Origin of the sequence: Nocardioides endophyticus (assembly GCF_039543845.1) — a bacterium.
Classification (GTDB): Bacteria; Actinomycetota; Actinomycetes; order Propionibacteriales; family Nocardioidaceae; genus Nocardioides; species Nocardioides endophyticus.
This window is the reverse complement of the sequence record NZ_BAABKN010000027.1, coordinates 1-22585: the sequence shown is the minus strand read 5'-3', so window position 1 is coordinate 22585 and position 22585 is coordinate 1. Positions and strand designations below refer to the sequence as shown.

22 protein-coding genes, 2 tRNA genes and 1 pseudogene are annotated in these 22585 nt (G+C 70.5%); 17 read left to right on the top strand and 8 right to left on the bottom strand.

Annotated elements, in window-relative coordinates:
- The first annotated feature begins 13 nt into the window (after positions 1 to 13).
- The 3 genes from ABEA33_RS20650 (at position 14) to ABEA33_RS20640 (ending at position 2901) form a co-directional block, all read left to right on the top strand.
- Entirely contained in the window at positions 14 to 673 is a 660-nt protein-coding gene (locus ABEA33_RS20650; protein WP_345528868.1) for a hypothetical protein, read from the top strand.
- A gap of 63 nt (positions 674 to 736) precedes the next feature.
- Positions 737 to 1882, top strand: coding sequence for a tRNA dihydrouridine synthase DusB (gene dusB, locus ABEA33_RS20645; protein WP_345528866.1), 1146 nt, complete (start codon positions 737 to 739; stop codon positions 1880 to 1882).
- A 143-nt stretch (positions 1883 to 2025) separates the two neighbouring features.
- Complete coding sequence (locus ABEA33_RS20640) at positions 2026 to 2901, top strand: VldE C-terminal domain-containing protein (protein ID WP_345528864.1); 876 nt, start codon at positions 2026 to 2028, stop codon at positions 2899 to 2901.
- 40 nt (positions 2902 to 2941) lie between these two features.
- Here the strand turns inward: ABEA33_RS20640 and ABEA33_RS20635 are convergent, their stop codons facing one another.
- Entirely contained in the window at positions 2942 to 3628 is a 687-nt protein-coding gene (locus tag ABEA33_RS20635; protein ID WP_345529093.1) for a HEAT repeat domain-containing protein, read from the bottom strand.
- An 89-nt stretch (positions 3629 to 3717) separates the two neighbouring features.
- Here ABEA33_RS20635 and ABEA33_RS20630 point away from each other — a divergent pair, with 89 nt between their 5' ends.
- The 7 genes and pseudogenes from ABEA33_RS20630 to ABEA33_RS20605 all read left to right on the top strand — a co-directional run bounded on the left by ABEA33_RS20630 (position 3718) and on the right by ABEA33_RS20605 (position 10076).
- The gene (locus ABEA33_RS20630) at positions 3718 to 4941 is read left to right on the top strand and encodes a deoxyguanosinetriphosphate triphosphohydrolase (protein ID WP_345528863.1); all 1224 of its coding nucleotides are present in this window, start codon (positions 3718 to 3720) and stop codon (positions 4939 to 4941) included.
- A gap of 73 nt (positions 4942 to 5014) precedes the next feature.
- Positions 5015 to 5665, top strand: coding sequence for a calcium-binding protein (locus tag ABEA33_RS20625; protein WP_345528862.1), 651 nt, complete (start codon positions 5015 to 5017; stop codon positions 5663 to 5665).
- 10 nt (positions 5666 to 5675) lie between these two features.
- Positions 5676 to 6590, top strand: a complete 915-nt coding sequence (locus ABEA33_RS20620; RefSeq protein WP_345528861.1) for a 2-hydroxyacid dehydrogenase — start codon at positions 5676 to 5678, stop codon at positions 6588 to 6590.
- Between the two features lie 21 nt (positions 6591 to 6611).
- A pseudogene (locus tag ABEA33_RS27525) lies at positions 6612 to 6797 on the top strand (CHC2 zinc finger domain-containing protein); the annotation flags it as partial.
- A gap of 384 nt (positions 6798 to 7181) precedes the next feature.
- A complete protein-coding gene (gene dnaG, locus ABEA33_RS20615) occupies positions 7182 to 9416 on the top strand; it encodes a DNA primase (RefSeq protein ID WP_425577461.1) in 2235 nt (744 codons plus the stop codon).
- A 10-nt stretch (positions 9417 to 9426) separates the two neighbouring features.
- Entirely contained in the window at positions 9427 to 9945 is a 519-nt protein-coding gene (locus ABEA33_RS20610) for a hypothetical protein (RefSeq protein ID WP_345528859.1), read from the top strand.
- A gap of 55 nt (positions 9946 to 10000) precedes the next feature.
- Positions 10001 to 10076, top strand: a tRNA-Asn gene (locus tag ABEA33_RS20605).
- Positions 10077 to 10129: 53 nt separating this feature from the next.
- On the opposite strand, the gene ABEA33_RS20600 is transcribed toward ABEA33_RS20605, so the two are convergent.
- Entirely contained in the window at positions 10130 to 10870 is a 741-nt protein-coding gene (locus ABEA33_RS20600; RefSeq protein ID WP_345528857.1) for a PIG-L deacetylase family protein, read from the bottom strand.
- 63 nt (positions 10871 to 10933) lie between these two features.
- On the opposite strand from ABEA33_RS20600, the gene ABEA33_RS20595 reads away from it, so the two are divergent.
- Genes ABEA33_RS20595 through ABEA33_RS20585 form a run of 3 tightly spaced genes read left to right on the top strand, consistent with a single transcriptional unit; the run spans position 10934 to position 12958 of the window.
- Positions 10934 to 11728, top strand: coding sequence for an ArsR/SmtB family transcription factor (locus ABEA33_RS20595; protein WP_345528856.1), 795 nt, complete (start codon positions 10934 to 10936; stop codon positions 11726 to 11728).
- A 29-nt stretch (positions 11729 to 11757) separates the two neighbouring features.
- Positions 11758 to 12126 (top strand): hypothetical protein, encoded by a 369-nt coding sequence (locus ABEA33_RS20590; RefSeq protein WP_345528855.1) that lies wholly within the window; start codon positions 11758 to 11760, stop codon positions 12124 to 12126.
- A gap of 7 nt (positions 12127 to 12133) precedes the next feature.
- The gene (locus ABEA33_RS20585) at positions 12134 to 12958 is read left to right on the top strand and encodes a DUF72 domain-containing protein (RefSeq protein ID WP_345528854.1); all 825 of its coding nucleotides are present in this window, start codon (positions 12134 to 12136) and stop codon (positions 12956 to 12958) included.
- 10 nt (positions 12959 to 12968) lie between these two features.
- Here the strand turns inward: ABEA33_RS20585 and ABEA33_RS20580 are convergent, their stop codons facing one another.
- A complete protein-coding gene (locus ABEA33_RS20580) occupies positions 12969 to 13934 on the bottom strand; it encodes a collagen-like domain-containing protein (RefSeq protein ID WP_345528853.1) in 966 nt (321 codons plus the stop codon).
- Positions 13935 to 14097: 163 nt separating this feature from the next.
- On the opposite strand from ABEA33_RS20580, the gene ABEA33_RS20575 reads away from it, so the two are divergent.
- The 3 genes from ABEA33_RS20575 to ABEA33_RS20565 all read left to right on the top strand — a co-directional run bounded on the left by ABEA33_RS20575 (position 14098) and on the right by ABEA33_RS20565 (position 14655).
- Positions 14098 to 14280, top strand: coding sequence for a hypothetical protein (locus ABEA33_RS20575; RefSeq protein WP_345528852.1), 183 nt, complete (start codon positions 14098 to 14100; stop codon positions 14278 to 14280).
- A gap of 32 nt (positions 14281 to 14312) precedes the next feature.
- A tRNA-Ile gene (locus ABEA33_RS20570) sits at positions 14313 to 14386 on the top strand.
- Positions 14387 to 14469: 83 nt separating this feature from the next.
- Positions 14470 to 14655: a hypothetical protein gene (locus ABEA33_RS20565; protein ID WP_345528851.1), complete on the top strand. Its 186-nt coding sequence runs from the start codon at positions 14470 to 14472 to the stop codon at positions 14653 to 14655.
- Between the two features lies 1 nt (position 14656).
- Here the strand turns inward: ABEA33_RS20565 and ABEA33_RS20560 are convergent, their stop codons facing one another.
- Genes ABEA33_RS20560 through ABEA33_RS20540 form a run of 5 tightly spaced genes read right to left on the bottom strand, consistent with a single transcriptional unit; the run spans position 14657 to position 20806 of the window.
- Positions 14657 to 14923, bottom strand: coding sequence for an ACT domain-containing protein (locus ABEA33_RS20560; protein WP_345528849.1), 267 nt, complete (start codon positions 14921 to 14923; stop codon positions 14657 to 14659).
- Positions 14923 to 15894 carry an aldo/keto reductase gene (locus ABEA33_RS20555; RefSeq protein WP_345528848.1) on the bottom strand — a complete coding sequence of 324 codons (972 nt, stop codon included), beginning with the start codon at positions 15892 to 15894 and terminating at the stop codon, positions 14923 to 14925. Before ABEA33_RS20555 ends, ABEA33_RS20560 begins: the two co-directional genes overlap by 1 nt.
- Positions 15895 to 15919: 25 nt before the next feature.
- Positions 15920 to 16129: a hypothetical protein gene (locus tag ABEA33_RS20550; RefSeq protein WP_345528847.1), complete on the bottom strand. Its 210-nt coding sequence runs from the start codon at positions 16127 to 16129 to the stop codon at positions 15920 to 15922.
- 35 nt (positions 16130 to 16164) lie between these two features.
- Positions 16165 to 19359, bottom strand: a complete 3195-nt coding sequence (locus ABEA33_RS20545; RefSeq protein WP_345528846.1) for a response regulator — start codon at positions 19357 to 19359, stop codon at positions 16165 to 16167.
- Between the two features lie 34 nt (positions 19360 to 19393).
- A complete protein-coding gene (locus ABEA33_RS20540) occupies positions 19394 to 20806 on the bottom strand; it encodes a serine/threonine-protein kinase (RefSeq protein WP_345528845.1) in 1413 nt (470 codons plus the stop codon).
- Positions 20807 to 20889: 83 nt separating this feature from the next.
- Here ABEA33_RS20540 and tyrS point away from each other — a divergent pair, with 83 nt between their 5' ends.
- Positions 20890 to 22161: a tyrosine--tRNA ligase gene (gene tyrS / locus ABEA33_RS20535; protein ID WP_345528844.1), complete on the top strand. Its 1272-nt coding sequence runs from the start codon at positions 20890 to 20892 to the stop codon at positions 22159 to 22161.
- Positions 22162 to 22585: the final 424 nt, after the last annotated feature.

Here is a 22585-nt window from a genome sequence, read left to right as displayed (position 1 = left end):
GCAGACTGTTCCCATGTCGCGTCTGCTCGGTACGTCGCTCGCTGTCCTGCTGTCGGCCGGCCTGCTGGCCGGCTGCTCCGGGAGCGACGACCCCGACGCGTCGGGGGAGTCCGGCATCCCCAGCGGCTCGGCCAGCGCCTCGCCGTACCTCCCGGTGCCTGACGAGGTCACGCTGACCCCGCAGGGCACGCACCTCTCGGTCGGGGACCAGGCGGTGGTCGCCTACGAGCCGCGCCAGGACGAGGTCGGCGTGCTCGACCTCACCGTGACCAAGCTCGAGCGGACGACCACGAAGAAGACGCTGTCGGCCTGGCAGCTGACCGACGCCCAGCAGAAGTCGACGCCGTACTTCGTGCACGTGAGCGTCACGAACGTCGGGGAGTCCGACCTCGGCGGTCGGCGGGTCCCGCTCTACGCGGTCAACGAGGACAACCTCCTGCTGGAGTCGACGCCCTTCGCGAGCTCCTTCGAGGCCTGCCCGAGCACGGCACTGCCGGACAAGTTCGGACCGGGTGCGCAGGCCGACGTGTGCCTCGTCTACCTGGCGCCCGACCACGGCAGCCTCGAGGCGGTCAGCTTCCGGCCCGAGGAGACCTTCGACCCGATCTACTGGACCGGCGAGATCGAGAAGTACGTCGCGCCGAAGCCGGACAAGAAGAAAAAGAAGAAGTGAGCGCGCCACGGGCGTCTTGAGGCCGATTTGGGGGCTCCCGACCCGCCCGCGGACAATAGGTCCATGTCCTCCCTGCCCACCTCGCTGACCCTCGGGTCGCTGCGCGTCGACGTACCCGTGGTGCTGGCGCCGATGGCAGGCATCACCAACGCCGCCTACCGCCGGCTGTGTGCCGAGCAGGGCGCGGGCCTCTACGTCTGCGAGATGATCACCAGCCGCGGGCTCGTCGAGGGTGACCAGCACACCCGCGACATGCTGGTCTTCGACGAGCTTGAGACCGTCCGCTCGGTCCAGCTCTACGGCACCGACCCGGTCTACGTCGGCAAGGCCGCCGAGATCCTCTGCGCGGAGTACGGCGTCGCGCACATCGACCTCAACTTCGGCTGCCCGGTCCCCAAGGTGACCCGCAAGGGCGGCGGCGGCGCGCTGCCGTGGAAGCGCGGGCTGCTGGCCGAGATCCTCGAGCACGCCGTCGCCGCGGCCACGCCGTACGACGTGCCGGTGACGATGAAGACCCGCAAGGGCATTGACGACGACCACCTGACCTACCTCGACGCGGGCCGGATCGCGCAGGAGAGCGGCGTCGCCGCGATCGCGCTGCACGGCCGGACCGTCGTGCAGGCCTACTCGGGCACCGCCGACTGGGACGCGATCTCGGCGCTGGTCGACCATGTCGACATCCCGGTGCTCGGCAACGGCGACATCTGGGAGGCCGCCGACGCCGTCCGCATGGTCGAGCAGACCGGAGCCGCCGGCGTCGTGGTCGGACGCGGCTGCCTGGGCCGGCCCTGGATCTTCCGCGACCTGGCAGCGGCGTTCTCTGGCGAGGTCGTCGCCACGCTGCCCACGCTGGGCGAGGTGACCGCGATGATGCGTCGCCACGCCGAACTGCTGTGTCAGCACATGGGGGAGGAGCGGGGCTGCAAGGAGTTCCGCAAGCACGTGACGTGGTACCTCAAGGGCTTCGCCGCCGGCGGCGAGATGCGCCGCTCCCTCGGCCTGGTCAACACGCTCGCGGACCTGGATCGGCTGCTGGCCGAGCTGGACCCGACCGAGGCGTTCCCGGTGTCCGAGCTGGGCGCGCCGCGGGGGCGTCAGGGCTCGCCGCGTGATCGGGTGGTCGTGCCCGAGGGCTGGTACGACGACACCGACGGGGCCGGCTCCGGCTCCCACCTGCACGAGGATGCCGACGAGACCACCGGCGGGTGACCGGGATACCTCAATTGAACAGTTTGAAAATTCCACGACTGCGGCATGCCTGTGGTTGACTCGACCGTCGTTGCCGTTTCGTGACCTTCCCCCGGCGGTCCGGCGACACCGACCCTGACGGACAACAGCGAAGGATCAGCGCTGTGGCAGAACACCGCCACAAGCGGGACACCGAAGCCCGCCGCAAGCCCCGCGCAGCCCTGGTGGCCGCGCCGCTAGCCCTCCTCACGACCGCGGGTGCCGTGACCATCGGCGTGCTGGCGACCAACCCGGTCGCCGCAGGCAACGTGCTGGCGAAGGACGCTGCCGACATCTCCAGCGTCACTCCTCGAGACGCCACCCGGACCGATGGCGTCTCCCGGGCCCAGTCGCGCCGGGTGGCGGCTCGGCTGGAGAAGGCCCACGAGCGCAGCAACCAGATGATCGTGACGCGGACCGCCGTCCGCAACGCCGACACTCGGCTGTGGGCGACCGCCGACCTCAACCTGTGGAGTGGCTCCGGCAAGGACGCCAAGCAGGCCGGCGAGATCGAGGCCGGCAAGCGCGTGCTGGTGACCGGTCGCAGGTCCGCGGACCGCGAGGAGGTCGTCATCGACGGTGAGCCCCGCTGGGTCACCGCGGGCTACCTCTCCGACGAGAAGCCGCTCGCGGCCGCCGCAGGACTCTCGATGGCGCCCTGCCCCGACCCGAGCGTCGAGAACGGCCTGACCTCCAATGCGGTCTACGTCTACCGCTCCGTGTGCCACGCCTTCCCGCAGATCACGTCGTACGGCGGCTGGGACGGCCACGGTGAGCACGCGTCGGGTCGCGCGCTCGACATCATGACCAGCGACGTCACGCTCGGCACCGCCATCGCTGACTTCCTGCGTGAGCACGCCTCCGAGCTCAAGCTGTACGACGTGCTGTGGCGCCAGCGGATCTGGACCCAGGAGCGGAGCGGCGAAGGCTGGCGGGCGATGTCGTCACGTGGCTCGGCCACCGCCAACCACTACGACCACGTCCACGTCGCGACCTACTGACGGCGGGGGCCAGCCCGAGCCGGTACATCTTCGCCACCAGTCACCGCTCGACCAGTCGGGCGAGCCGCTTCTTGCCCAGGTTCTCACGCACGATCCAGGCGACGTCCGGGTCCCTCTGGTCCTGGAGCGCCGCGAACGCCGCGAGACCGGGGCCCGGGTCGGCCGCCACCGCGACGCTCCAGCAGTAGCCCAGGCCCTGGCGCAGCGTTCGTACGTCGGCGGCCCGCCGGCGGTCGGCGGGGAGTGCCGCCAGGGCAGCTGTCGCCCGCCGGCAGACCTCGATCGCCGTGCTCGCGGCCGCGGGGGTCCGCAGCAGCCGGGGCTCGCAGATGGCCGCCGCGGCCGCGCGCTGGACGAGGGGGTGCGGATCGGCGGCCCAGTCGAGCACGATCCGCTCGAGCGACGGAAGGTCGATGTTGCCGAGACGCTGCAGGCCGATGGCGACGGCCTCGCGGACCCGCCACCGCGCGTCGGTGCTGAATTCTCGCAGCCGCGCGCGCACGCGGTCGTCACCGGCGTCCCGGCCGAGGCCGACGACGCCGCAGAAGGTCCGGTACTCGTCGCCGCTCGCGATCAGCGCGTCGAAGAGGACCCGGTCACCCAGGTCGGCCACGACAGTCGCGAGCTCGAGGTTGCCTCGCGGGCCGGGCAGTCCCGAGTGCTCGTCGAGGTACGCCGGCCAGGCCGCCGGTTCCAGGGAGGTCAGTGCGCTGCGGTAGTCGGACATTCGGCTCACGGTGGCAACCTAGGATGATGCCGGTGCTGGTGCCAGGGCCGAAGGTCCGTGGCCGGCCGGGCGGCATAGAGTCTCTCCCGATGGACAGCGACGGGTACGGCGACGCCGCGCGCGAGCGCATCGTCGAGGAGCCGCCCAAGCGGGTGGACGCGCCGATCCGGACGGCGTTCGAGCGAGACCGGGCCCGGGTCGTCCACGCGGCCGCCTCTCGCCGGCTGGCGGCCAAGACCCAGGTGCTCGGCCCGCAGAGCGACGACTTCGTGCGCAACCGGCTGACCCACAGCCTCGAGGTCGCCCAGGTCGCCCGCGACCTGTCGCGCGCGCTGCGCAGCCAGCCCGACATCGCCGAGACGGCCGCGCTCGCGCACGACATGGGTCACCCGCCGTTCGGCCACAACGGCGAGAGCGTGCTCGCCGAGCTCGGCGCGTCCTGCGGCGGGTTCGAGGGCAACGCCCAGACGCTGCGGCTGCTGACCCGCCTCGAGGCCAAGACCGTGGACGCAACCGGCGCCTCGGTCGGGCTCAACCTGACCCGCGCCACGCTCGACGCCTGCACGAAGTACCCGTGGCCGCGCGCCGCCGCCGGCCCCGACGGCAAGTTCGGCGTGTACGTCGACGACCGCCCGGTCTTCGACTGGATGCGGCGCGGTGCCGCGGAGGGTCGACGGTGCGTCGAGGCGCAGATCATGGATCTCGCCGACGATGTCGCCTACTCCGTCCACGATGTCGAGGACGGCGTGGTCGCCGGTCAGATCGACCTGACCCTGATCGACCCTGCGGCCGTCTGGGAGACGGTGCGCGAGTGGTACCTGCCCGACGTCGGCGACGACGTGCTCGATGCCACGCTCACCGGGATGCGCGCCGTCGGCAGTTGGCCGACCGCGCCGTACGACGGGAGCCGGCGCTCGCTCGCAGCCCTGAAGAACGTCACCAGCGACCTGATCGGCCGCTTCTGCGGAGCGGTGCAGCACGCGACGTTCGCTGCCTCCGACGGCCCCTTCGTGCGGTACGCCGCAGACCTGGTCGTCCCGGAGCAGACCCGGCTCGAGATCGCGGTGCTCAAGGGCATCGCGGCCCACTACGTGATGCACACCGACCAGCGGGCCGCGCTGATGGAGCGGCAACGCGAGCTGCTCGCCGAGCTCGTCGCCGGTCTGCTGGATCGCGGACCGGACGCGCTCGACCGGCCCTTCGCTGACGACTGGCGGGTGGCCGCAGACGATGCCGCACGGCTGCGGGTGGTCCTTGACCAGGTGGCCTCCCTCACCGACGCCAGCGCTGTCGCCCGGTGGGAGCAACGCTGACCGCGTTGCGGACGGTCGCCGTCTGGAAGGTAAAGTGCGGCTCGGCCGATCCGACCGTCCCAGGAGCCCCCTCGTGACACCTCGTCGTCTCACCTCCCACGTGCTAGCCGGAGCGGTCGCTGCCGCCGTGATCCTCGCCGGTGCGCCGGCCCTCGCCGATCGGTTCCCCGGCACGGGCGCGGGCGAGCTGATCAAGGGCTCCCCGCGCGACGACGTGATGGTCGGGCGTGGCGGGAACGACCAGTACTACGGCCGCAGTGGCGATGACCGGATGCGGATGGGCCCGGGCAAGGACATCGCCTGGGGCGGCGCGGGTGACGACCTGATCCGTGGTGACGCCGGCACCGACGACCTGAAGGGCGGTGCCGGCGACGACGTGCTGCACGCCGGCACCAACCCCCCGCATCAGAGCGGACCGGACCTGCTCTACGGCCAGGCCGGCGCGGACGTCCTCCACGGCGACCGATCGTTCAACGTTGCTCTGTACGGCGGGACCGGCGGCGACCGCATCCTCGTCGAGCAGGCTGTCCGCGTGCTGGTCATGCCCGGACCCGGCGACGACCTGATCGTCAGCAGTGACGTGACCGACGACGGACGGGTCGAGGTGCACTCCGGCGGCGGGGGCGCGGACACCATCCGTTGCGGTGCGTCGCACGAGGTGCTCTACCCCGGCCCGGAGGACACCCTGGTCGGCGACTGCGACGAGGTCTACGTCCAGCAGTAGGTTCGGGGATGTGAGCGACCGACTCGTCTGGCTGCCGTTCGAACCCGCCCTTCTGGGCGACCCGCCCGCCGGCCTGCGCTACGAGGTCGTCGATCCGACGCGCGATGTGCCGGACAGCGTGGGAGACGTCCGGTTCTACGTGCCGCCGTACATGGTGGGGCCTCGGGTCGCAGAGGTCCTCGCGCAGATGGGCAGCCTCGAGGTGGTGCAGACCCTGACCGCCGGCGTCGACAACGTCCGCGCCCAGGTCCCCGAGGGCGTGACGCTCTGCAACGGCCGTGGCATCCACGACACCTCGACCGCCGAGCTCGCGCTCACCCTGATCCTGGCCAGCCTGCGCGGCATCCCCGACTGGGTGCGCGCGCAGGACCGCCACGAGTGGAAGCCCGGCTGGCGCCCGGCGCTCGCCGACAAGCGCGTCCTGCTCGTCGGGTACGGCGCGATCGGGGAGGCCATCGAGCGACGGCTGCTGCCCTTCGAGGTGGAGGTCACCAGGGTCGCCCGGAGCGCGCGGGACGGCGTCCACGCGATCGATGAGCTGCCGCGACTGCTGCCCGAGGCGGACGTCGTGGTGCTCGTCGTACCCCTCACCGACCAGACCCGGGGTCTCGTCGACGCCACGTTCCTGGCCGCGATGCCGGATGGCGCCCTGCTGGTCAACGTCGCCCGCGGGCCGGTCGTCGACAACGACGCGCTGGTCGCCGAGCTGACGTCGGGCCGGCTCCGCGCGGCGGTCGACGTGGTCGACCCGGAGCCGGTCCCTGCAGACCATCCCTTCTGGGAAGCGCCAGGCTTGTTGGTGTCCCCGCACGTCGGTGGCGCGAGCAGCGCGATGTGGCCCCGGGCGCACCGGCTGGTGCGCGACCAGCTGCACCGCTACGCGGCCGGCGAGGAGCTTGTGAACGTCATGTCCGGGGACTACTGAGCGGACCGTAGACTCCGCCACGTGGCTGGTCGGATTCGCGAGGAAGACATCGCCGAGGTGCGCGAAAAGGCGCGCATCGACGACGTCGTCTCGCAGTACGTCACGCTGAAGAACGCCGGCGGCGGCTCCCAGAAGGGGCTCTGCCCCTTCCACGACGAGAAGTCGCCCTCCTTCAACGTCAACCCGACGCGCGGTTTCTACCACTGCCTCGCGGGTGAGACACAGGTACTCACCTGGGATGGTCCGCGACCGATCAGCGAACTCGCAGGCGGAACGCACCGGATTCTGAATGCGCGCGGCGACTGGGTGGAGGCGCCGTTCAAGTCGTACGGCGTGCAGCGGCTGCAACGGATCGTCGTCACTCGCAACCGTCAGCGCAAGGAGCTCTACGCAACTGACGGCCATCGCTGGTTCGTGCGGTCTGGAACGGACCAGAAGAAGCGCAGAGAGGTCCTGACCGCTGACCTGAAGCCGGGTGATCGGCTGGTTTCGAAGTTCCCTCGCTCGCGGATCCAGCGGACCACTCCGTCCCCGTTCGGAATCGCGCACGGCTTCACCTACGGCGACGGCACCCGCTCCGGGACCGGAAGTATGGCGCTCATCTGCCCGCCCAAAGACCGTGCGATGCTGAAGTGGTTCCCCAACAGCCACACGTCGTCTTCTGGTGACAACCTCCTGGTGCACCACCTGCCTCGGTTCTTCAAGGAGCTTCCGCCTCCCGACGAGTCGGTTTCGTATCTATACGGCTGGCTCGCCGGCTACTTCGCGGCGGACGGTTGCGTAGCGGCCGACGGCACGGTGATCCTCAACGCCGCTGATCGAGAGGACCTCGAGTTCGTTCGTCTGATCTGTAGCCGACTGGGCATAGCGACGTACGGGATCACCTCCCAGTCACGCGTGGGATTCGGGCCGGAGCCTTCCGACCTGCACCGCGTCCACTTCGTCAACGACGACCTAACCGACGCCTTCTTCTTGCTCGACTCGCATCGCGAGCGCTTCCAGGCAGCGACGAAGAAGTACGCGAGAACTGGATGGGTGGTTCGGTCGGTTGAGGCGACCGATCGTGAGGAGGAGGTCTTCTGCGCAGAGGTCGAGGACGGTCACGCGTTCACGCTTGAGGACAACATCCTCACGGGGAACTGCTTCGGCTGCAACGAGAGCGGCGACGTCATCAGCTTCCTGATGAAGATCGACGGGCTGACCTTCGGTGAGACCGTCGAACGCCTCGCCGACAAGTACGGCGTGCAGCTGCGGCGCGAGGAGGGCGATGTCCGGGAGGAGCGGCCCAAGGGACCGCCCCGACAGCGCCTGATCGAGGCCAACAAGGTCGCGCAGGAGTTCTACGCCGAGCAGCTCGCGACCCCCGACGCGCAGGTCGCCCGGCAGTTCCTCGTGGAGCGAGGCTTCGACCAGGAGGCCGCCGCCACCTTCGGCCTCGGCTTCGCACCCCGCGAGGGCGAGGCGCTCTTCAAGCACCTGCGCGGTCGCGGCTTCACGCAGGAGGAGACCGTCGAGGCAGGTCTCGTGGCGATCGGCCGCTCGGCGTACGACCGTTTCCGCGGTCGCCTGCTCTGGCCGATCCGCGACGCCCCCGGCGACACGATCGGCTTCGGCGCGCGCCGGATCTTCGACGACGACAAGATCGAGGCGAAGTACCTCAACACTCCCGAGACCCGGATCTACAAGAAGAGCCAGGTGCTCTACGGCCTCGACCTCGCCCGCCGCGACATCGCGAAGTCGTCGCAGGCGGTCATCGTCGAGGGCTACACCGACGTGATGGCCTGCCATCTCGCCGGCGTCGGCACGGCGGTCGCCACCTGTGGCACCGCGTTCGGCGACGAGCACTCCAAGGTGCTGCGTCGCTTCCTCCACGACCACGAGGAGTTCCGCGGTGAGGTGATCTTCACCTTCGACGGCGACGCCGCCGGGCAGAAGGCCGCGATCCGCGCCTTCGGTGGTGACCAGAACTTCGTCTCCCAGACGTACGTCGCCGTCGAGCCCGACGGCCTCGACCCGTGCGACGTACGCGTCAAGAAGGGCGACGCCGCGGTCCGCGAGCTGGTCGCCCGGCGGGTGCCGCTCTACCGCTTCGTGCTCTCCAACATCGTCGGCAAGTACGACCTCGATCGCGCCGACGGCCGGGTCGACGCGCTGCGCGAGAGCGCCCGCCTCGTCTCGAGCATCCGCGACAAGTCGAAGGTCGACGCCTTCGCACGCGAGATCGCCGGGATGATCGGCGTCGACATCGACGAGGCCCGTGCGGAGGTACGCCGGGCCGCGTCCCGCCAGTCGCGTGACGCCCGGGGTGCCGCGCCCGAGGTCGCCGCGCCGCCGCGCACCAACGTGCCCGACCTCCGCGACCCGCGCTTCGAGACGGAGCGGGAGACGCTGAAGCTGGTGATCCAGCACCCGATGGCGATCGGCCGCACCACCACCGACCTCGGCCCCAACGACTTCACCCACCCGACCTACCGGGCCGTCTGGGAGCTCGTCGAGGCCGCCGGCGGCTCGGTGGCCGGCGCCGGGGACACGAGCTGGGGCACCAAGCTCCGCGACTCCGCCCAGGACCCGGCCGTCGCGTCGGCGATCGGCGCCCTCGGCGTGGAGCCGCTCAAGAAGGAGCCGGACGCGTCGTACGTCGCCCAACACGTCGTACGCCTGATGGAGCTCACCGCGGCCCGACGGATCGCCGCGATCAAGTCCAAGCTCCAGCGCACCAACCCGGTCGAGAACCCCGAGGAGTTCAACAAGATGTTCGGCGAGCTGGCTGCCCTCGAGGCGCACCGCCGGGCCCTGCGCGATCGCCTCGCGGGACCGGCCCAGTGAGCTCGGTTCGATGAGGCTACGCCGCGAACGTCCGCCCATCCGCGTGGAGCGTGGCGAGCGCCTGCTCGCCGACGCGGTCGCGGAGGAGGGACACCTCGGCGGCACCCGCGACGCGCTCTACCTCCTGCGGACGCGGGGGACCGGTGCCCTCGGGCTCGAGGAGACGATCAGGATCCCGTGGGAGGAGGTCCAGGCCGCCGATTGGGATCAGGAGTCCTCGACGCTACGGGTCAGCGAGGTCGGGTCCTGGGGCGAGGTGCGCCCCGAGCACCGTTTCACGCTCGACGAGCCGGGCCTGCTGCTGCAGCTGGTGCGCGAACGCGTGACCGCCAGCGTGATCCTCCAGCGCCACGTGCCGGTCGACGGCCGCCGCGGCGTCCGCGTCATCGCCCGCCGCGCGCCGAGCGGCCACCACCCGGTGGTCTGGATCTACGAGTACGACGAGGGCGTGGACCCCGCGGATCCCGCTGTCCAGGCGGCCGCCGCCGATGCTCTCGAGGCCGCCCGCGCCGACGTCGGCCCGGAGTGACCCCCTCAATTTTCCACTCTCCGACGACATTGCTAATCTGTGCGGGCTGCACCGATCCCCTGTAGCTCAACTGGCAGAGCATTCGACTGTTAATCGGAGGGTTGTTGGTTCGAGTCCAACCGGGGGAGCCAGCAGAGAAGGGCCCGTCTCATCGCGAGACGGGCCCTTCGTCGTTTCTCCGGACCTACTCGCCCCAACCCATCGCGAAGACCTGGAACGGCGCGGCGAACGGCGTACCCAGTCGCTGGCCGGTCTGCCGCGCCATGCCTTCCAGGAACTCGCGGGCGTCGAAGTCCTCCCAGCCCAGCCCCTCGATGTAGGCGCCATGCGCCTCCAACGAGGCGACGCCGGCGTCGAAGGTGTCGGTGGTGTCGACCGCGTGGCCCGAGTCCGGCGAGCCGAACGCCCAGACCTCACGCACCCCGCCCCACGGCTCGAGCCCGTCGACGAGCTGCTCGTTGAAGACCCATCGGTTGCCCGCGTCGCGGACCGCATCGAGCACGGCGCGTCCGGTCGCGATGTGGTCGGCCTGGTTGAGGTTGCGACCGCCCCAGGTGTCCTGGAAGTTGCCGGTGATCACGATGTCGGGTCGATAGCGGCGTACGACGCGAGCGATCTCGCGCCGCAGCGGTACGCCGTACTCGAGGATCCCGTCCGGCAGCCCGAGGAACACCACGTCGGGCACCCCCACGACCGCCGCTGACGCGACCTGCTCCGCCTCGCGAACGGTCCGGCACTCGTCCGGGCCGAGCCCGTCGATCCCGGCTTCGCCGCTGGTCACCATGCAGTAGGTGACCTGCTTGCCCTGCCCGGTCCAGCGCGCCACCGCGGCGGCGGCGCCGAACTCCATGTCGTCGGGGTGCGCGACCACGCACAGCGCGCGCTCCCAGTCCTCGGCCAGCGGTTCGAGTCGCTCGATGTCCATGTGAACCTCCCGCGCCGCAGCATACCCTTGACATGCAGCCAAATGGCTGCATGAAATGGGTCTATGGACGCGGTGTTCAAGGCGCTCGCCGACCCGACCCGTCGGGCGCTGCTCGACCGGCTGGGGGAGCGCAACGGGCAGACCCTCGCCGAGCTGTGCGACGGGGTCGAGATGGCCCGGCAGTCGGTGAGCAAGCACCTCGCCGTCCTCGAGGACGCCGGCGTCGTCACCACCCGGTGGCGCGGCCGGGAGAAGCTGCACTACCTCGATGCCGCGCCCATCAACGCGGTCGCCGACCGCTGGCTCAGCCGCTTCGACCGTCGCCGCGCGCAGGCGCTGGCCGACCTCACGACCGCACTGGAGGCAACACCCGTGAACGACACCGCCAACGACTTCGTCTACACCACCTACATCAGGACCACGCCCGAGGCGCTCTGGCGCGCACTCACCGAGCCCGCCTTCACCAGCCGCTACTGGGGCGTCGAGCTGACCTCCGACTGGCAGGTCGGGTCGACCGTCACCTGGGCGTTCGCCGGGGCCACCATGGCCGACCCCGCTCAGCGGGTGCTGGTCGCGGACCCGCCGTACCGGCTCTCCTTCACCTGGCACGCGATCACCGAGGAGTTCGGTCGCGCCATCGATGCCGATCCCGAGGTGCTGGCCGCGTTCGCGGCCGAGCCCCTCTCGCACGTGCTCTTCGAGATCGAGCAGGCGGGGGAGCAGGTCAAGCTCACGGTCACGCACAGCGGGTTCGAGGACGGCAGCCAGATCCGCGAGGGCGTCAGTGGGGGTTGGCCGCAGATCCTGGCCAGCCTCAAGACCCTCCTCGAGACCGGCGAACCGCTCCCGACTGCGTGAGCCCGGACGCCCGGGGGTACCGGTCGCCCATGACCTACCGCCTGAGCCGCCTGATGTCGATCGCCTCCGCCTCCTACGGCGGCTACGCCCTCGCCCAGCCCGCGCATCTCTGGCAAGCGCTGCACTCCGACCGCAAGGACCAGGACGGGCTCGAGCTGCTCGCCAGGACGTACGGCGTCCGCGACCTGGCGATCAGCAGCCTCGCCGTCTTCGGTCGATCGGACAAGACCGTGCGGGCCGCGATGATCCTGCGGATCACGATGGACCTCGGCGACGCCGCGGTCCTCGGGTCCCGCACCGAGAACCCGGACCTCCGCCGCAAGGTCCTCGGCATCACCCTCGGCTGGGCCGGTCTGAACGCCGTCGCGCTGGCGATCGACACCGCTCGCAGCCGCTAGGCGCGTCATGGGGGAGGTGCGCGTCGGCATCTCCGGCTGGACGTACGCCGGCTGGCGCGGCGACTTCTACCCGCGCGGGCTGCCGCAACGAGCGGAGCTCGCGTACGCCGCGGAGCGGCTCGGCTCGGTCGAGATCAACGGCTCGTTCTACTCGCTGCGGCGGCGCTCGTCGTACGAGACCTGGCACGACCAGACCCCGGACGACTTCGTCTTCGCGGTCAAGGGCGGTCGCTTCGTCACCCACATGAAGCGGTTGCGCGACGTCGAGACGCCGCTGGCGAACTTCTTCGCGTCCGGTGTCCTCGCACTCCGCGCGAAGCTGGGCCCGGTGCTGTGGCAGCTCCCGCCCAACCTCGCCTTCGACGCCCACCTGCTCGCCGGGTTCTTCGACCAGCTGCCGCGGACCATCGGCGACGCAGCGGCGCTGGCCCGCCGCCACGACGACAAGATGCCCGAGGAGCGCGCCCTCACCCGGGCGCCGCAGGGGCTCGCCGGCCGACGGATCCGGCACGCACTGGAGTTCCGGCACGAGAGCTTCTGCACCGACGAGGCCTTCGACCTGCTCCGGGCGCACGACATCGCGACGGTCGTCGCGGACTCGGCCGGCCGCTGGCCCCGGGCTGAGCTCGTGACCAGCGACCTCGCCTACGTGCGACTCCACGGCGACCAGGAGCTCTACACCAGTGGCTACTCGGACCCGGCGCTCGATGCGTGGGCCGCGCGGATCCGCGAGTGGTCGGAGCAGGTCGACGTCGTCGTCTACTTCGACAACGACGCCAAGGGGTTCGCACCCCACGACGCGGAGCGGCTCCTCGCGCGACTCGGCACGTGAGCCGTCGCGATCAGCTGGTCGGCGCGCAGACGGCGTACGCCGTGACCGTGTTGGCGGCCGGTCCCGGCCAGTAGGTCACCGTCCACGCTGCCGGCGCGGACGTGCTGGGGGCGCCGAGCGCATTGCTGGGGTAGCTGGAGGCGAGCGAGTTCGGGTCGTCGAGGTACACGCCGCCGCCGATCGCCACGTCGCCGGGGTCGCACGACGTGGTCGCCATCGTCGCGACGGCACCGTAGACGGTTGAACCTGCAGAGGACTTCACGTAGATCCCGCTGATGCCGCCCGCTGGGCCGGCGGGGCCGGTCGCTCCGGTGGCGCCCGTCGCCCCGTTCGCGCCCGTTGCCCCGGTCGGGCCGGTCGGTCCGGTGGCACCGGTAGGTCCGGTAGGCCCGGCCGATCCCGCGGTTCCGGTGGCGCCCGTCGGTCCGGTCCCACCAGCGGAGCCAACCGGTCCGGTCGCTCCGGTGGGTCCGGTCGCCCCGGCTGGCCCGGTGGCGCCCATGGGCCCGATGTCCCCGGTAGCGCCCGCCGCGCCCGTGGCGCCGGTGGTGCCCGCAGGGCCGATGGCGCCGGCCGGTCCGATGTCGCCGGTGGCACCCGTGGCGCCGGTCGCCCCCGTCGAGCCGGTAGGTCCGGCGGCGCCGGCCGGTCCGACCGCGCCCGTGGCACCCGTTGCCCCGGTGGGTCCGGTCGCGCCGTCGGCACCCGCGACGCCCTGCGGTCCGCGCGGACCGGTCTTGCCCTGGTTCGGCTTGGTGCCACCACGGACCCAGGCGATGTGGTCCTCCCCGCGCCGGCAGTCGGCGAAGCTGTCGACGATCCGGATCTTCCCGGTCTCGGTGCTGAAGCAGGCACGGATCACGCGGCGCTCCTGCTGCGCGGCCTGGGCGGTGTCGACCGCCCCGAACACGGCGACGAGCGAGAGCGACACGAGGCTGACGGAGAGGGCGGCCCGTGGGCTGGCGAAGACAGTCACACAGTCGACGTTAGTGGTCCGAAAGTCACTTCGGGCACCTGTTCTCACGAGGTGGGCTCGTGTGTCTAGACCGCGGCCTTCTCGACCTCCCAGCGGAACCCAGTGCGATCCCAGAGCAGCGCGAGAGGTTGACGGTGTTCCCGCACCCACTCACCTGGAGGACTTGTGTCCACCCCCCGCTGTCCGTTCAAAGCTCGCCGGCAAGGCGATCGACGGCGCCGACGAGCGCCGTCACCGCGTCGTACGCGCGGACCGCGGCAAGCGGCTCCAGGTCGTCGTCACCGCCCGCAAGAGCGGCTGGCGCGCGGACACCGCGACCAGCAAGCCGGTCCGGGTCAGGCGCTGACTGGCCGACCCCGCTAGGCTGCCGCCCCGAACGGGGCGGTAGCTCAGTCGGTTAGAGCAGAGGACTCATAATCCTTGGGTCGTGGGTTCGAGCCCCACCCGCCCCACCCGAGTTTGTGTATGACTTCCACTGACGGGTGACGTTCGCCATCCGGCGCCGAACTGCCGACGGCTGTGCGACGATCCCGGCGTGTCCGACAACTCGACTCGCCCGATCGCGGGCCATGCGATCGTCATGGCTCTGGTCGCGTGGTCGATGTTCGCGGCGGTAGGTGGAGTGGTCAGTGGTGGCCACCCGGTGGCTCGGGTGCTGTGTCTCGTCTGGTTCGCGCTCGGAGCCTGGCTCCTGGTCCGTCGGTGGCGCTCGCGTCCCTGACTCAGGTCGTGTGCCCCAGCCTCTGCAGCGCCTCCAGCGCATCGTCCGTGCGCTCGACCGGCACCAGCAGGTGGTCGTGGTGCAGCCCCGCAGCATCGGCGTCACGGCGGCGCATCACCAGGCTCGTGCCCTCGTCCTCGCGGACCATCGCCGAGTAGGTCGGCTCGCGAGCCCGATCCTCGTCGACTGCCACGAAGACGTACTCGACCTCCAGGGCCGTCGGTTCCATCGAACGCAGCAGCTGCTGCAGATCCGTGATCCCGGCCATCAGACGTGTCCTGAGACCGGGTGGGGGCGGTAGCCGGCGCCGAGCTCGGCCAGGTCGTCGTCCGACAGTTCGAGGTCGACCGCGGCGACCGCGTCGGTGAGGTGCGCCGCCTTGGTGACGCCGACGATCGGCGCGGTGACGGCCGACTGGTGCAGCAGCCAGGCCAGGCCGACCTGCGCGCGGGTGACGCCGAGCCGCGCGGCGACCGTCGCCACGGTCTCCACGATTGCTCGGTCCTCATCGAGGTAGAGGTCGGCGCCCCACTCGTCGGTCTCCGAGCGCGCCGTCTCGGCGTCCCAGTCCCGGGTGATGCGACCGCGCGCCAGCGGGCTCCACGGGATCACGCCGACGCCCTGGTCGGCGCAGAGCGGGATCATCTCCCGCTCCTCCTCGCGGTAGATCAGGTTGTAGTGGTTCTGCATCGACACGAACGGCGTCCAGCCGTTCGCCGTCGCGACGTGCTGTGCCTTCGCGAACTGCCAGGCCCACATCGAGGACGCACCGAGGTACCGCACCTTCCCAGCCCGTACGACGTCGTGCAGCGCCTCCATCGTCTCCTCGATCGGGACCTCGGGATCCCACCGGTGGATCTGGTAGAGGTCCACGTAGTCGGTCCCGAGCCGGCGCAGGGACTCGTCGATCTCGTGCAGGATCGCCTTGCGCGACAGACCCGCGCCGTACGGGCCCGGACGCATCCGCCCGTGCACTTTCGTCGCGATCACGACGTCTTCACGCCTGGCGAAGTCGAGGAGCGCCCGACCGGTGAACTCCTCGCTGCTGCCGCCGGCATACACGTTCGCGGTGTCGAACGTCGTGATGCCCGCCTCCAGTGCCTGGCGGATGATCACGCGGGCGGCCTCCTCATCGAGGATCCAGGGATGCCAGCCGCGGTCGGCCTCGCCCCAGCTCATGCAGCCGAGGATCACGCGGGAGACGTCGAGACCGGTGTTACCGAGCTTCGCGTATCGCATGACCCCAGCCTGGCAGCCCCGGCGGTCATTCGGAGGGCTGGGGCACCTTCACGTCGCAGTCGACCTTCGGGTTCACACCGAAGTAGTTGAGGGGGCCGGCGAGGACCGTCAGCACCGTGTCCCCGGAGGACTTGCAGCTCACGTCCCGGTCGTCGGTGAAGTAGTCGCGCTGATACGCCGCGAGCACGCCGATGGCCAACCAGATGACGACAACGAGGCCGATGATGGTCTTCATGACCCATCCGTACCCGGGGACGGGCAGGCCGAACCTCAGGTCGAGTACGACGCCTGGTAGGCGAGCAGCGCCATACGGCCGGTCTCCAGGTCGATCTCGAGCTGGTCGGTCAGCTCGACCGCTCCGGCAGTCGCGCCGGTGTCGGCCACGAGCTCGATCTGCTGGGCGGTGCGGCCCGCGGCCATCACCCCGAGGTTGAGGGCACCCCCGGCGAGCTTGTGCGACACCTGCTTGAGGACCTCGGCGTCCTCGTCCGCGATGGCCTGACGGATCGACTCCAGTGTGCCGGGCGTGTTGCGCACGAAGTTGCCGATCGCGCGGTCGAGGTAGGCCGTGTTGCCCGGATCGAGGTCGCGGAGCTCGTCGAGCCGATCCGTGGCGAGACCGTCGATGGGGGACGCGGGTGTGCCAGACACGCCCCGCAGCGTACGACGTGCGGGGGCGATCTCGCCGCCCCCCACCCACCGGTCGAGCACGGCTGCCAACGCTCTCGGGTCGACCGGCTTGGTCAGGAAGTCGTCCATCCCGGCGGCGATGCACCGCTCGCGCTCGCCCTCGACCGCTGCTGCCGTCATCGCGATCACCGGCACGTGGACGGACTGCTCGGCGCGGATCGCGCGGGTGGCGGCGTACCCGTCCATCCGGGGCATCTGGACGTCCATGAGCACGGCGTCGTACCCGCCGCTGTGCATCTCCGCCACCGCCACCTCGCCGTCGTCGACGGTCGTGGCGGCGTAGCCGAGCGCCTCGAGGAGGCCCACGGCCACGAGCTGGTTGACCGGGTTGTCCTCGACGACGAGCACCCGGTGGGTCGCGGTCGGCTCGGCGATCGGGTGGACCAGACCGTCGGGTCGCGGGTCGCGATGCGCGAGATGGCGCAGCAGCGTCGTGCGGAGCTCGCCGGCGAGGGTCGGCTTGGTCAGGCAGGCCACGATGCCGGCCGCGGCGAGTTCCTCGGGCGGCGGCGGCTCGGGCGAGGTGAGCACCAGGTGCATCCCGGCGTTGGCTGGGTCGGCGATCAGGTCCCGCGCCAGCCCGAGCCCGTCCCGGCCGGGCATCGACATGTCGAGCAGGACCGCCTCGAACGGGTCGCCGGCGGCACGGGCCTCGGCGAGCGCGACTTCGGCCGCGTCGGCATCGGCAGCGCTGGACGAGCGCATCCGCCAGCGGGCCAGCACCTCGGTCAGGATCAGGCGGTTGTTGTCGTTGTCGTCGACGACGAGGACGCGCCGCCCCGACAGCCAGCTGCGCCCATATTCGTCGTCCGGGTCGATCCCGGTCCCCAGCGGTGCGTCCAGCTCGGCGGTGAACCAGAAGACGGTGCCGCCACCGGGGTTGGGGCGGAGCCCGATCTCACCGCCGAGGGCGGCGACGATCTCGCGGGAGATCGCCAGTCCGAGCCCGGTGCCGCCGTACCTCCGGGTTGTCGAGGCATCGGCCTGGGTGAAGGCCTCGAAGAGGTCCACGACCTCGGACTCGTCGATGCCGACGCCGGTGTCGGTGACGCTCACCTCGAGGTGCGTGCCCCCGTCGGCGCGCGGCGTCGCTGTGGCGCGGATGAACACCTCGCCGGACTCGGTGAACTTCACGGCGTTGGAGCCGAGGTTGGTGAGTACCTGGGAGAGCCGGGTCGGGTCGCCGCACAGCACCTCGGGTACGTCGGGGTGGCAGGCGACGATCAGCTCGAGGCCCTTGGCCCGGGCGGCCTCGCCGAGCATGCTCGCGACCTGGTCGAAGACGGCCCGCACCTCGAAGTCGAGGCGCTCGAGCTCCATCATGCCGGCCTCGATCTTCGAGAAGTCGAGGACGTCGTTGATGATCCCGAGCAGCGCGCGGCTGGCGACCTGGACACCGGAGGCCAGCCGCCGCTGGTCGGCCGTCAGCTCGCTGCGCAGCAGCAAGTCGTTGAGCCCGATCACCCCGTTGAGCGGCGTGCGGATCTCGTGGCTCATGGTGGCCAGGAACTCCGACTTCTGCCGCGACGCCTCCATCGCGGCATCCCTGGCGTCGGCCAGGGCGCGTTCGGCGCGTTCGCGCTCCGCGACCCGACCGAGCTCGACGGCTACCTGCTCGACCATCGACTGGATCATGTCGAAGCGATAGAGGGGCGGTGCGGACGTGATCGTGACAACCGCCACCACCTGGTCGGCGTGCGAGACAGGGACGGCGATGGTGAGTCGCGAGTTGCTCCACACCGACCGACCGGACTGGAGAGCCCGGTTGGCGAGGGCGAGCTCCATCGCCGACTCGTCGGGGGTCGACTCGTCGATCAGCCGGTCGTCGTCGGAGATGTGCAGGGGGACGACGGCGGTGCCGGCCTCGTCCGGCACGAAGGCCCGGCCGCGCTCCCAGTCGTCGTGGAGCAGCACGAGGTGCTGTGCCTGACCGAGCACCTCGTGGAGGGTGCGCGCCTCGTTGGCCGCGATCGCCACCGCCTGCATGAGGGCGTTCTGCCGGAGCTGGTCCTCGAGGGCCAGGTCGGCGAGCTTGGTCTCGGTGATGTCCTGGTGGGTGCCCGACATCGCGACGACCTCACCGGTCTCGTCGGCGATCGAGACACCTCGGCCCCGGGTCCAGACCCAGCCGTTCTCGCCGTTGATGCGGGCGACGAACACGAACTCCGACGGCTGCTCGCGGGCAGCTCGCACCGCGTCGTCGACGGCCTCGACGTCGTTCGGATGGACGATGTCGAGGAAGCCGGCGTAGCTCGCCGGGAACGACGCCGGGTCCAGGCCGTAGAGCGCGCAGAGCTCGTCGGACGCATAGATCTCGTCGGTTGCCAGGTCCCACTGCCAGCTGCCGAGCCGGGCGATGCGGTGCGCCTCGGCGAGCTGCTCACGGCTCTCCCGGAGCTGGTCGAGGGCGCGGCGCCGGCCGCTGTAGTCACTGATCCGCTGCGTGAAGCCGACGATCTCGCCGTCGGGGCCGCGGAGCTCGCGTTCGCTCACGATCACCCAGAGCGAGGTGCCGTCGCGGCGCCAGAAGAGGACGTCGACGTCCTCGCCGTTGCCGCCGACGACCTTCAGCTCTTCGAGGTGCTCCGCGAGCTGCCTGCGACCGGGCTCGTCGAGCGAGTCGTAGACGGTGACGTCCGCCATCTCCTCGGCACTGGCGCCGTAGAGGTCGCACATGGCCGCGTTTGCATAGATGGTTCGACCGTCGAGGTCGCACACCCAGAACGCATCTGGCGACCGCTCGACGATGTCCTTGTACAGCGCCCCCAGCTCCATCGAACCCTCCCGCGCCAACGATAGAGGCCGGGAGTCAGCTCTCGGCGGCGATCAGGAAGTTGCCGTCCGTGCCCTCGAGCTGAAGGGTGACGACGTCGGTGGTCTTCTGCCCGTCCTGGTGGAGGTACTCGACCCGGTAGGTGACGGTCATGGCGTCCGGATCGGCCTGGAAGTCGATGATGTCGGCCGACTGGTAGTCGCTCCAGAACTTCTTGTACTGCCCGAACTTGCCGCTCTGCTCCTGGAACTGCGGGGTGAGCCGCTCCCATGCCGCCTTCGGGTCGGAGGTGACGGTGGCCAGGTAGTCCTCCATGAAGTTCTCCATGCCGTCGGCCGTCACGCCCTCGGTGGTCGCCGGCGGTGCCGAGCTCGAGCCGGACGGACTGGACGACGGCGTCTTCGACTCTGCGCCGGGATCGTCGTCGTTGCCGAGCACCCACGCGACGACGATGACCACCAGGACGGCCACGATGGCCAGCGCGAGCAGGGGCAGGACGGCGCTGCGCCGGCGGGGTCGCGGTGCTGGCGGGGGAGTGCCCGGTGGCGCCGGCGAGCCCGGGGGCACGGCCGCGATGACCTGGGTGGAGGTCGGGTCCGGCACCGGCGAAGAGGGCGCACCGACCGGGACCGCGCGGGGGAGCGGCGCCGGCAGCGGCGCAGACGGCCCACCCGCGAGGAAGTCGCGCACGTGCGCCATCGACCAGCGGTCCTCGCTCTGCTGAGCCATCGTCGCGAGCAGGACGGGAGCCAACCACCCGGCGGACGCTCCCAACCGCGGTGGCTCCTCGTGCACGATCCGGTAGAGCGCGCCGAGCAGGTTCTCCCCTACGTCGTACGGCGGACGCCCCGTGAGCGCGTGATACATCGTGGCGCCCAGCGACCAGACGTCGCTCGCAGCCGTGGCCTGCTGCCCGGATGCGACCTCCGGGGCGAGGTACGCCGGCGACCCGGTGACCAGCCCGGTCTGGGTGAGTGACGCGTCCGCCTGGGCGCGGGCGATGCCGAAGTCGGAGAGCTTCACCTGGCCGTCGGGCGTGACGAGGATGTTGGACGGCTTCACGTCGCGGTGCACGATCCCCGCCTGGTGCGCGGCGGCCAGCGCGTCGGCCACCTGTCGCAGGAGCGGTGCGGCCTGGTCAGGGGTGAGCGGCCCGTCGCGCTTCACGAGCTCGGCGAGGGTCGCGCCGGCGACGTACTCCATCACCAGCCAACGGTCGTCGCCCTCGACCAGGAGGTCGTACACGGCGACGACGTGGGGATGGTTGAGTCGCGCGGCGAGCCGGGCCTCTCGCTCGGCCCGGTCGAGATCGAGGTCGTCCCCGCCCGGGCCGAAGCCGACGCGCTTGAGGGCGACCTGGCGCCCCAGGACCTCGTCCTCGCCCAACCACACGGCGCCCATCCCACCGCGTCCGATCTCGCGTCCGAGCGTGTACCTACCTGCGATCAAGGATCTCCCCTTCCAACCCACGAGCGTAGTCAGATGGGCCCATGGCACGCTTGACCCGCACATTCCGACCCGAAAGGTTCCCCGTGACCGTCGATCCCACCCTCCTCGACGACCTCGAGTGGCGCGGCCTGATCGCCCACTCGACGGACCTCGACGCGCTGCGCGAGGCCCTGACCGGTGAGAGCGTACGGTTCTACGTCGGCTTCGACCCCACCGCGCCCAGCCTGCACATGGGGAACCTGGTCCAGATCCTCACCGCGCGTCGGCTCCAGGAGGCCGGCCACACGCCGTACGCCCTGGTCGGCGGCGCGACCGGGATGATCGGAGACCCGAGGGACTCGGGGGAGCGCACGCTCAACACCCTCGACACGGTGAAGGACTGGGTCGAGCGGGTACGCCGCCAGATCGAGCCGTACCTGTCCTTCGAGGGCGACAACGCCGCGACGATGGTCAACAACTACGACTGGACCGCGAGCCTGTCGACGATCGACTTCCTGCGTGACATCGGGAAGCACTTCCCGGTCAACCGGATGCTGGCGCGCGACGTCGTGAAGAGCCGGCTCGAGGCGGGGATCAGCTACACCGAGTTCAGCTACGTGCTGCTCCAGTCGATGGACTTCCTCAACCTCTACCGCGACCACGGCGTCACGCTGCAGTTCGGCGGCTCCGACCAGTGGGGCAACCTCACCGGCGGGGTGGAGCTGATCCGGCGGGCCGACAGCGGGAAGGCGCACGCGTTCGCGACACCTCTGGTGACCAAGAGCGACGGCACCAAGTACGGCAAGACAGAGGGCGGCGCCCTGTGGCTCGATCCGGACATGATGTCGCCGTACGCCTTCTACCAGTTCTGGCTCAACGTCGAGGACGAGAAGGTCGGGGAGCTGCTCCGCATCTTCACCTTCCTGAGCCGCGCCGAGATCGAGGCGCTCGAGGCGGAGCACGCCGAGAAGCCGTTCCTGCGGGCGGGCCAGCGTGCGCTGGCAGAGCAGGTGACGACGATCGTGCACGGCGCCGAGGAGACCGAGCGGATCAAGGAAGCCTCGGCCGCCCTGTTCGGTGGCGCGGACCTGACGGGACTCAGCACGGCGACGCTGGGCGCCGCGCTCCGCGAGGCCGGGTCGGCGACTCTCGACGGGGACGAGCCGATGCCGAGCGTGGTCGACCTCCTGGTCGCCAGCGGACTGGTCAAGAGCAAGGGGGAGGCCCGGCGCACCATCTCGGAGGGCGGCGCCTACCTCAACAACGTGCGCGTCGAGGATCCCGACCAGGTGCCCGGACCGGAAGACCTCGTCGGTGGCAGCTGGCTCGTGCTGCGCCGCGGGAAGAAGAACTTCGCCGGCGTCGAGGTCCGCTGACACGCACGCGCAGCGCCGGTGGGATCGCCGAAAGGGCCTCTGACCTGCGCAAACGCGGATGTGCCCGCCGTCACGTTTGCTCGATTTGAACTCGGCGGCCACGTCCCCTAATGTTCTCCGAGTCGCCAGGGAGCGGCGGGAGGCAAGACCGGTCAGGTCGGGCCTCCGGCCCCGGCGGACATCTTCACCTCTCACTCACCTTTCCGGTGGCGAAGCGAGCTCCAGCTGGAGCCCTCCAAAACTGGCGAGAATGTGCTGTGCGCTGTGCAAGATGAGGCGGAAAAGCCCGGAATTGCACCGGGGAAAACAATCCGCTAAGTTTAAACCACTGCCCCGGACGGGGAGGCCGAAGGCCGAACTTCCGAGTGCGTCTGATGTTTGAGAACTCAACAGTGTGTCATAGTCGACGAATTAGTTTGTTATG

What these genes read in the sequence shown, in the direction of transcription:
- ABEA33_RS20650 (WP_345528868.1), top strand. Translation starts at nt 14, where the DNA reads ATGTCGCGTCTGCTCGGTACGTCGCTCGCTGTCCTGCTGTCGGCCGGC.
- dusB (WP_345528866.1), top strand. Translation starts at nt 737, where the DNA reads ATGTCCTCCCTGCCCACCTCGCTGACCCTCGGGTCGCTGCGCGTCGAC.
- ABEA33_RS20635 (WP_345529093.1), bottom strand. Translation starts at nt 3,628, where the DNA reads ATGTCCGACTACCGCAGCGCACTGACCTCCCTGGAACCGGCGGCCTGG.
- ABEA33_RS20630 (WP_345528863.1), top strand. Translation starts at nt 3,718, where the DNA reads ATGGACAGCGACGGGTACGGCGACGCCGCGCGCGAGCGCATCGTCGAG.
- dnaG (WP_425577461.1), top strand. Translation starts at nt 7,182, where the DNA reads ATGGCGCTCATCTGCCCGCCCAAAGACCGTGCGATGCTGAAGTGGTTC.
- ABEA33_RS20610 (WP_345528859.1), top strand. Translation starts at nt 9,427, where the DNA reads ATGAGGCTACGCCGCGAACGTCCGCCCATCCGCGTGGAGCGTGGCGAG.
- ABEA33_RS20600 (WP_345528857.1), bottom strand. Translation starts at nt 10,870, where the DNA reads ATGGACATCGAGCGACTCGAACCGCTGGCCGAGGACTGGGAGCGCGCG.
- ABEA33_RS20595 (WP_345528856.1), top strand. Translation starts at nt 10,934, where the DNA reads ATGGACGCGGTGTTCAAGGCGCTCGCCGACCCGACCCGTCGGGCGCTG.
- ABEA33_RS20590 (WP_345528855.1), top strand. Translation starts at nt 11,758, where the DNA reads ATGACCTACCGCCTGAGCCGCCTGATGTCGATCGCCTCCGCCTCCTAC.
- ABEA33_RS20585 (WP_345528854.1), top strand. Translation starts at nt 12,134, where the DNA reads ATGGGGGAGGTGCGCGTCGGCATCTCCGGCTGGACGTACGCCGGCTGG.
- ABEA33_RS20560 (WP_345528849.1), bottom strand. Translation starts at nt 14,923, where the DNA reads ATGGCCGGGATCACGGATCTGCAGCAGCTGCTGCGTTCGATGGAACCG.
- ABEA33_RS20555 (WP_345528848.1), bottom strand. Translation starts at nt 15,894, where the DNA reads ATGCGATACGCGAAGCTCGGTAACACCGGTCTCGACGTCTCCCGCGTG.
- ABEA33_RS20550 (WP_345528847.1), bottom strand. Translation starts at nt 16,129, where the DNA reads ATGAAGACCATCATCGGCCTCGTTGTCGTCATCTGGTTGGCCATCGGC.
- ABEA33_RS20545 (WP_345528846.1), bottom strand. Translation starts at nt 19,359, where the DNA reads ATGGAGCTGGGGGCGCTGTACAAGGACATCGTCGAGCGGTCGCCAGAT.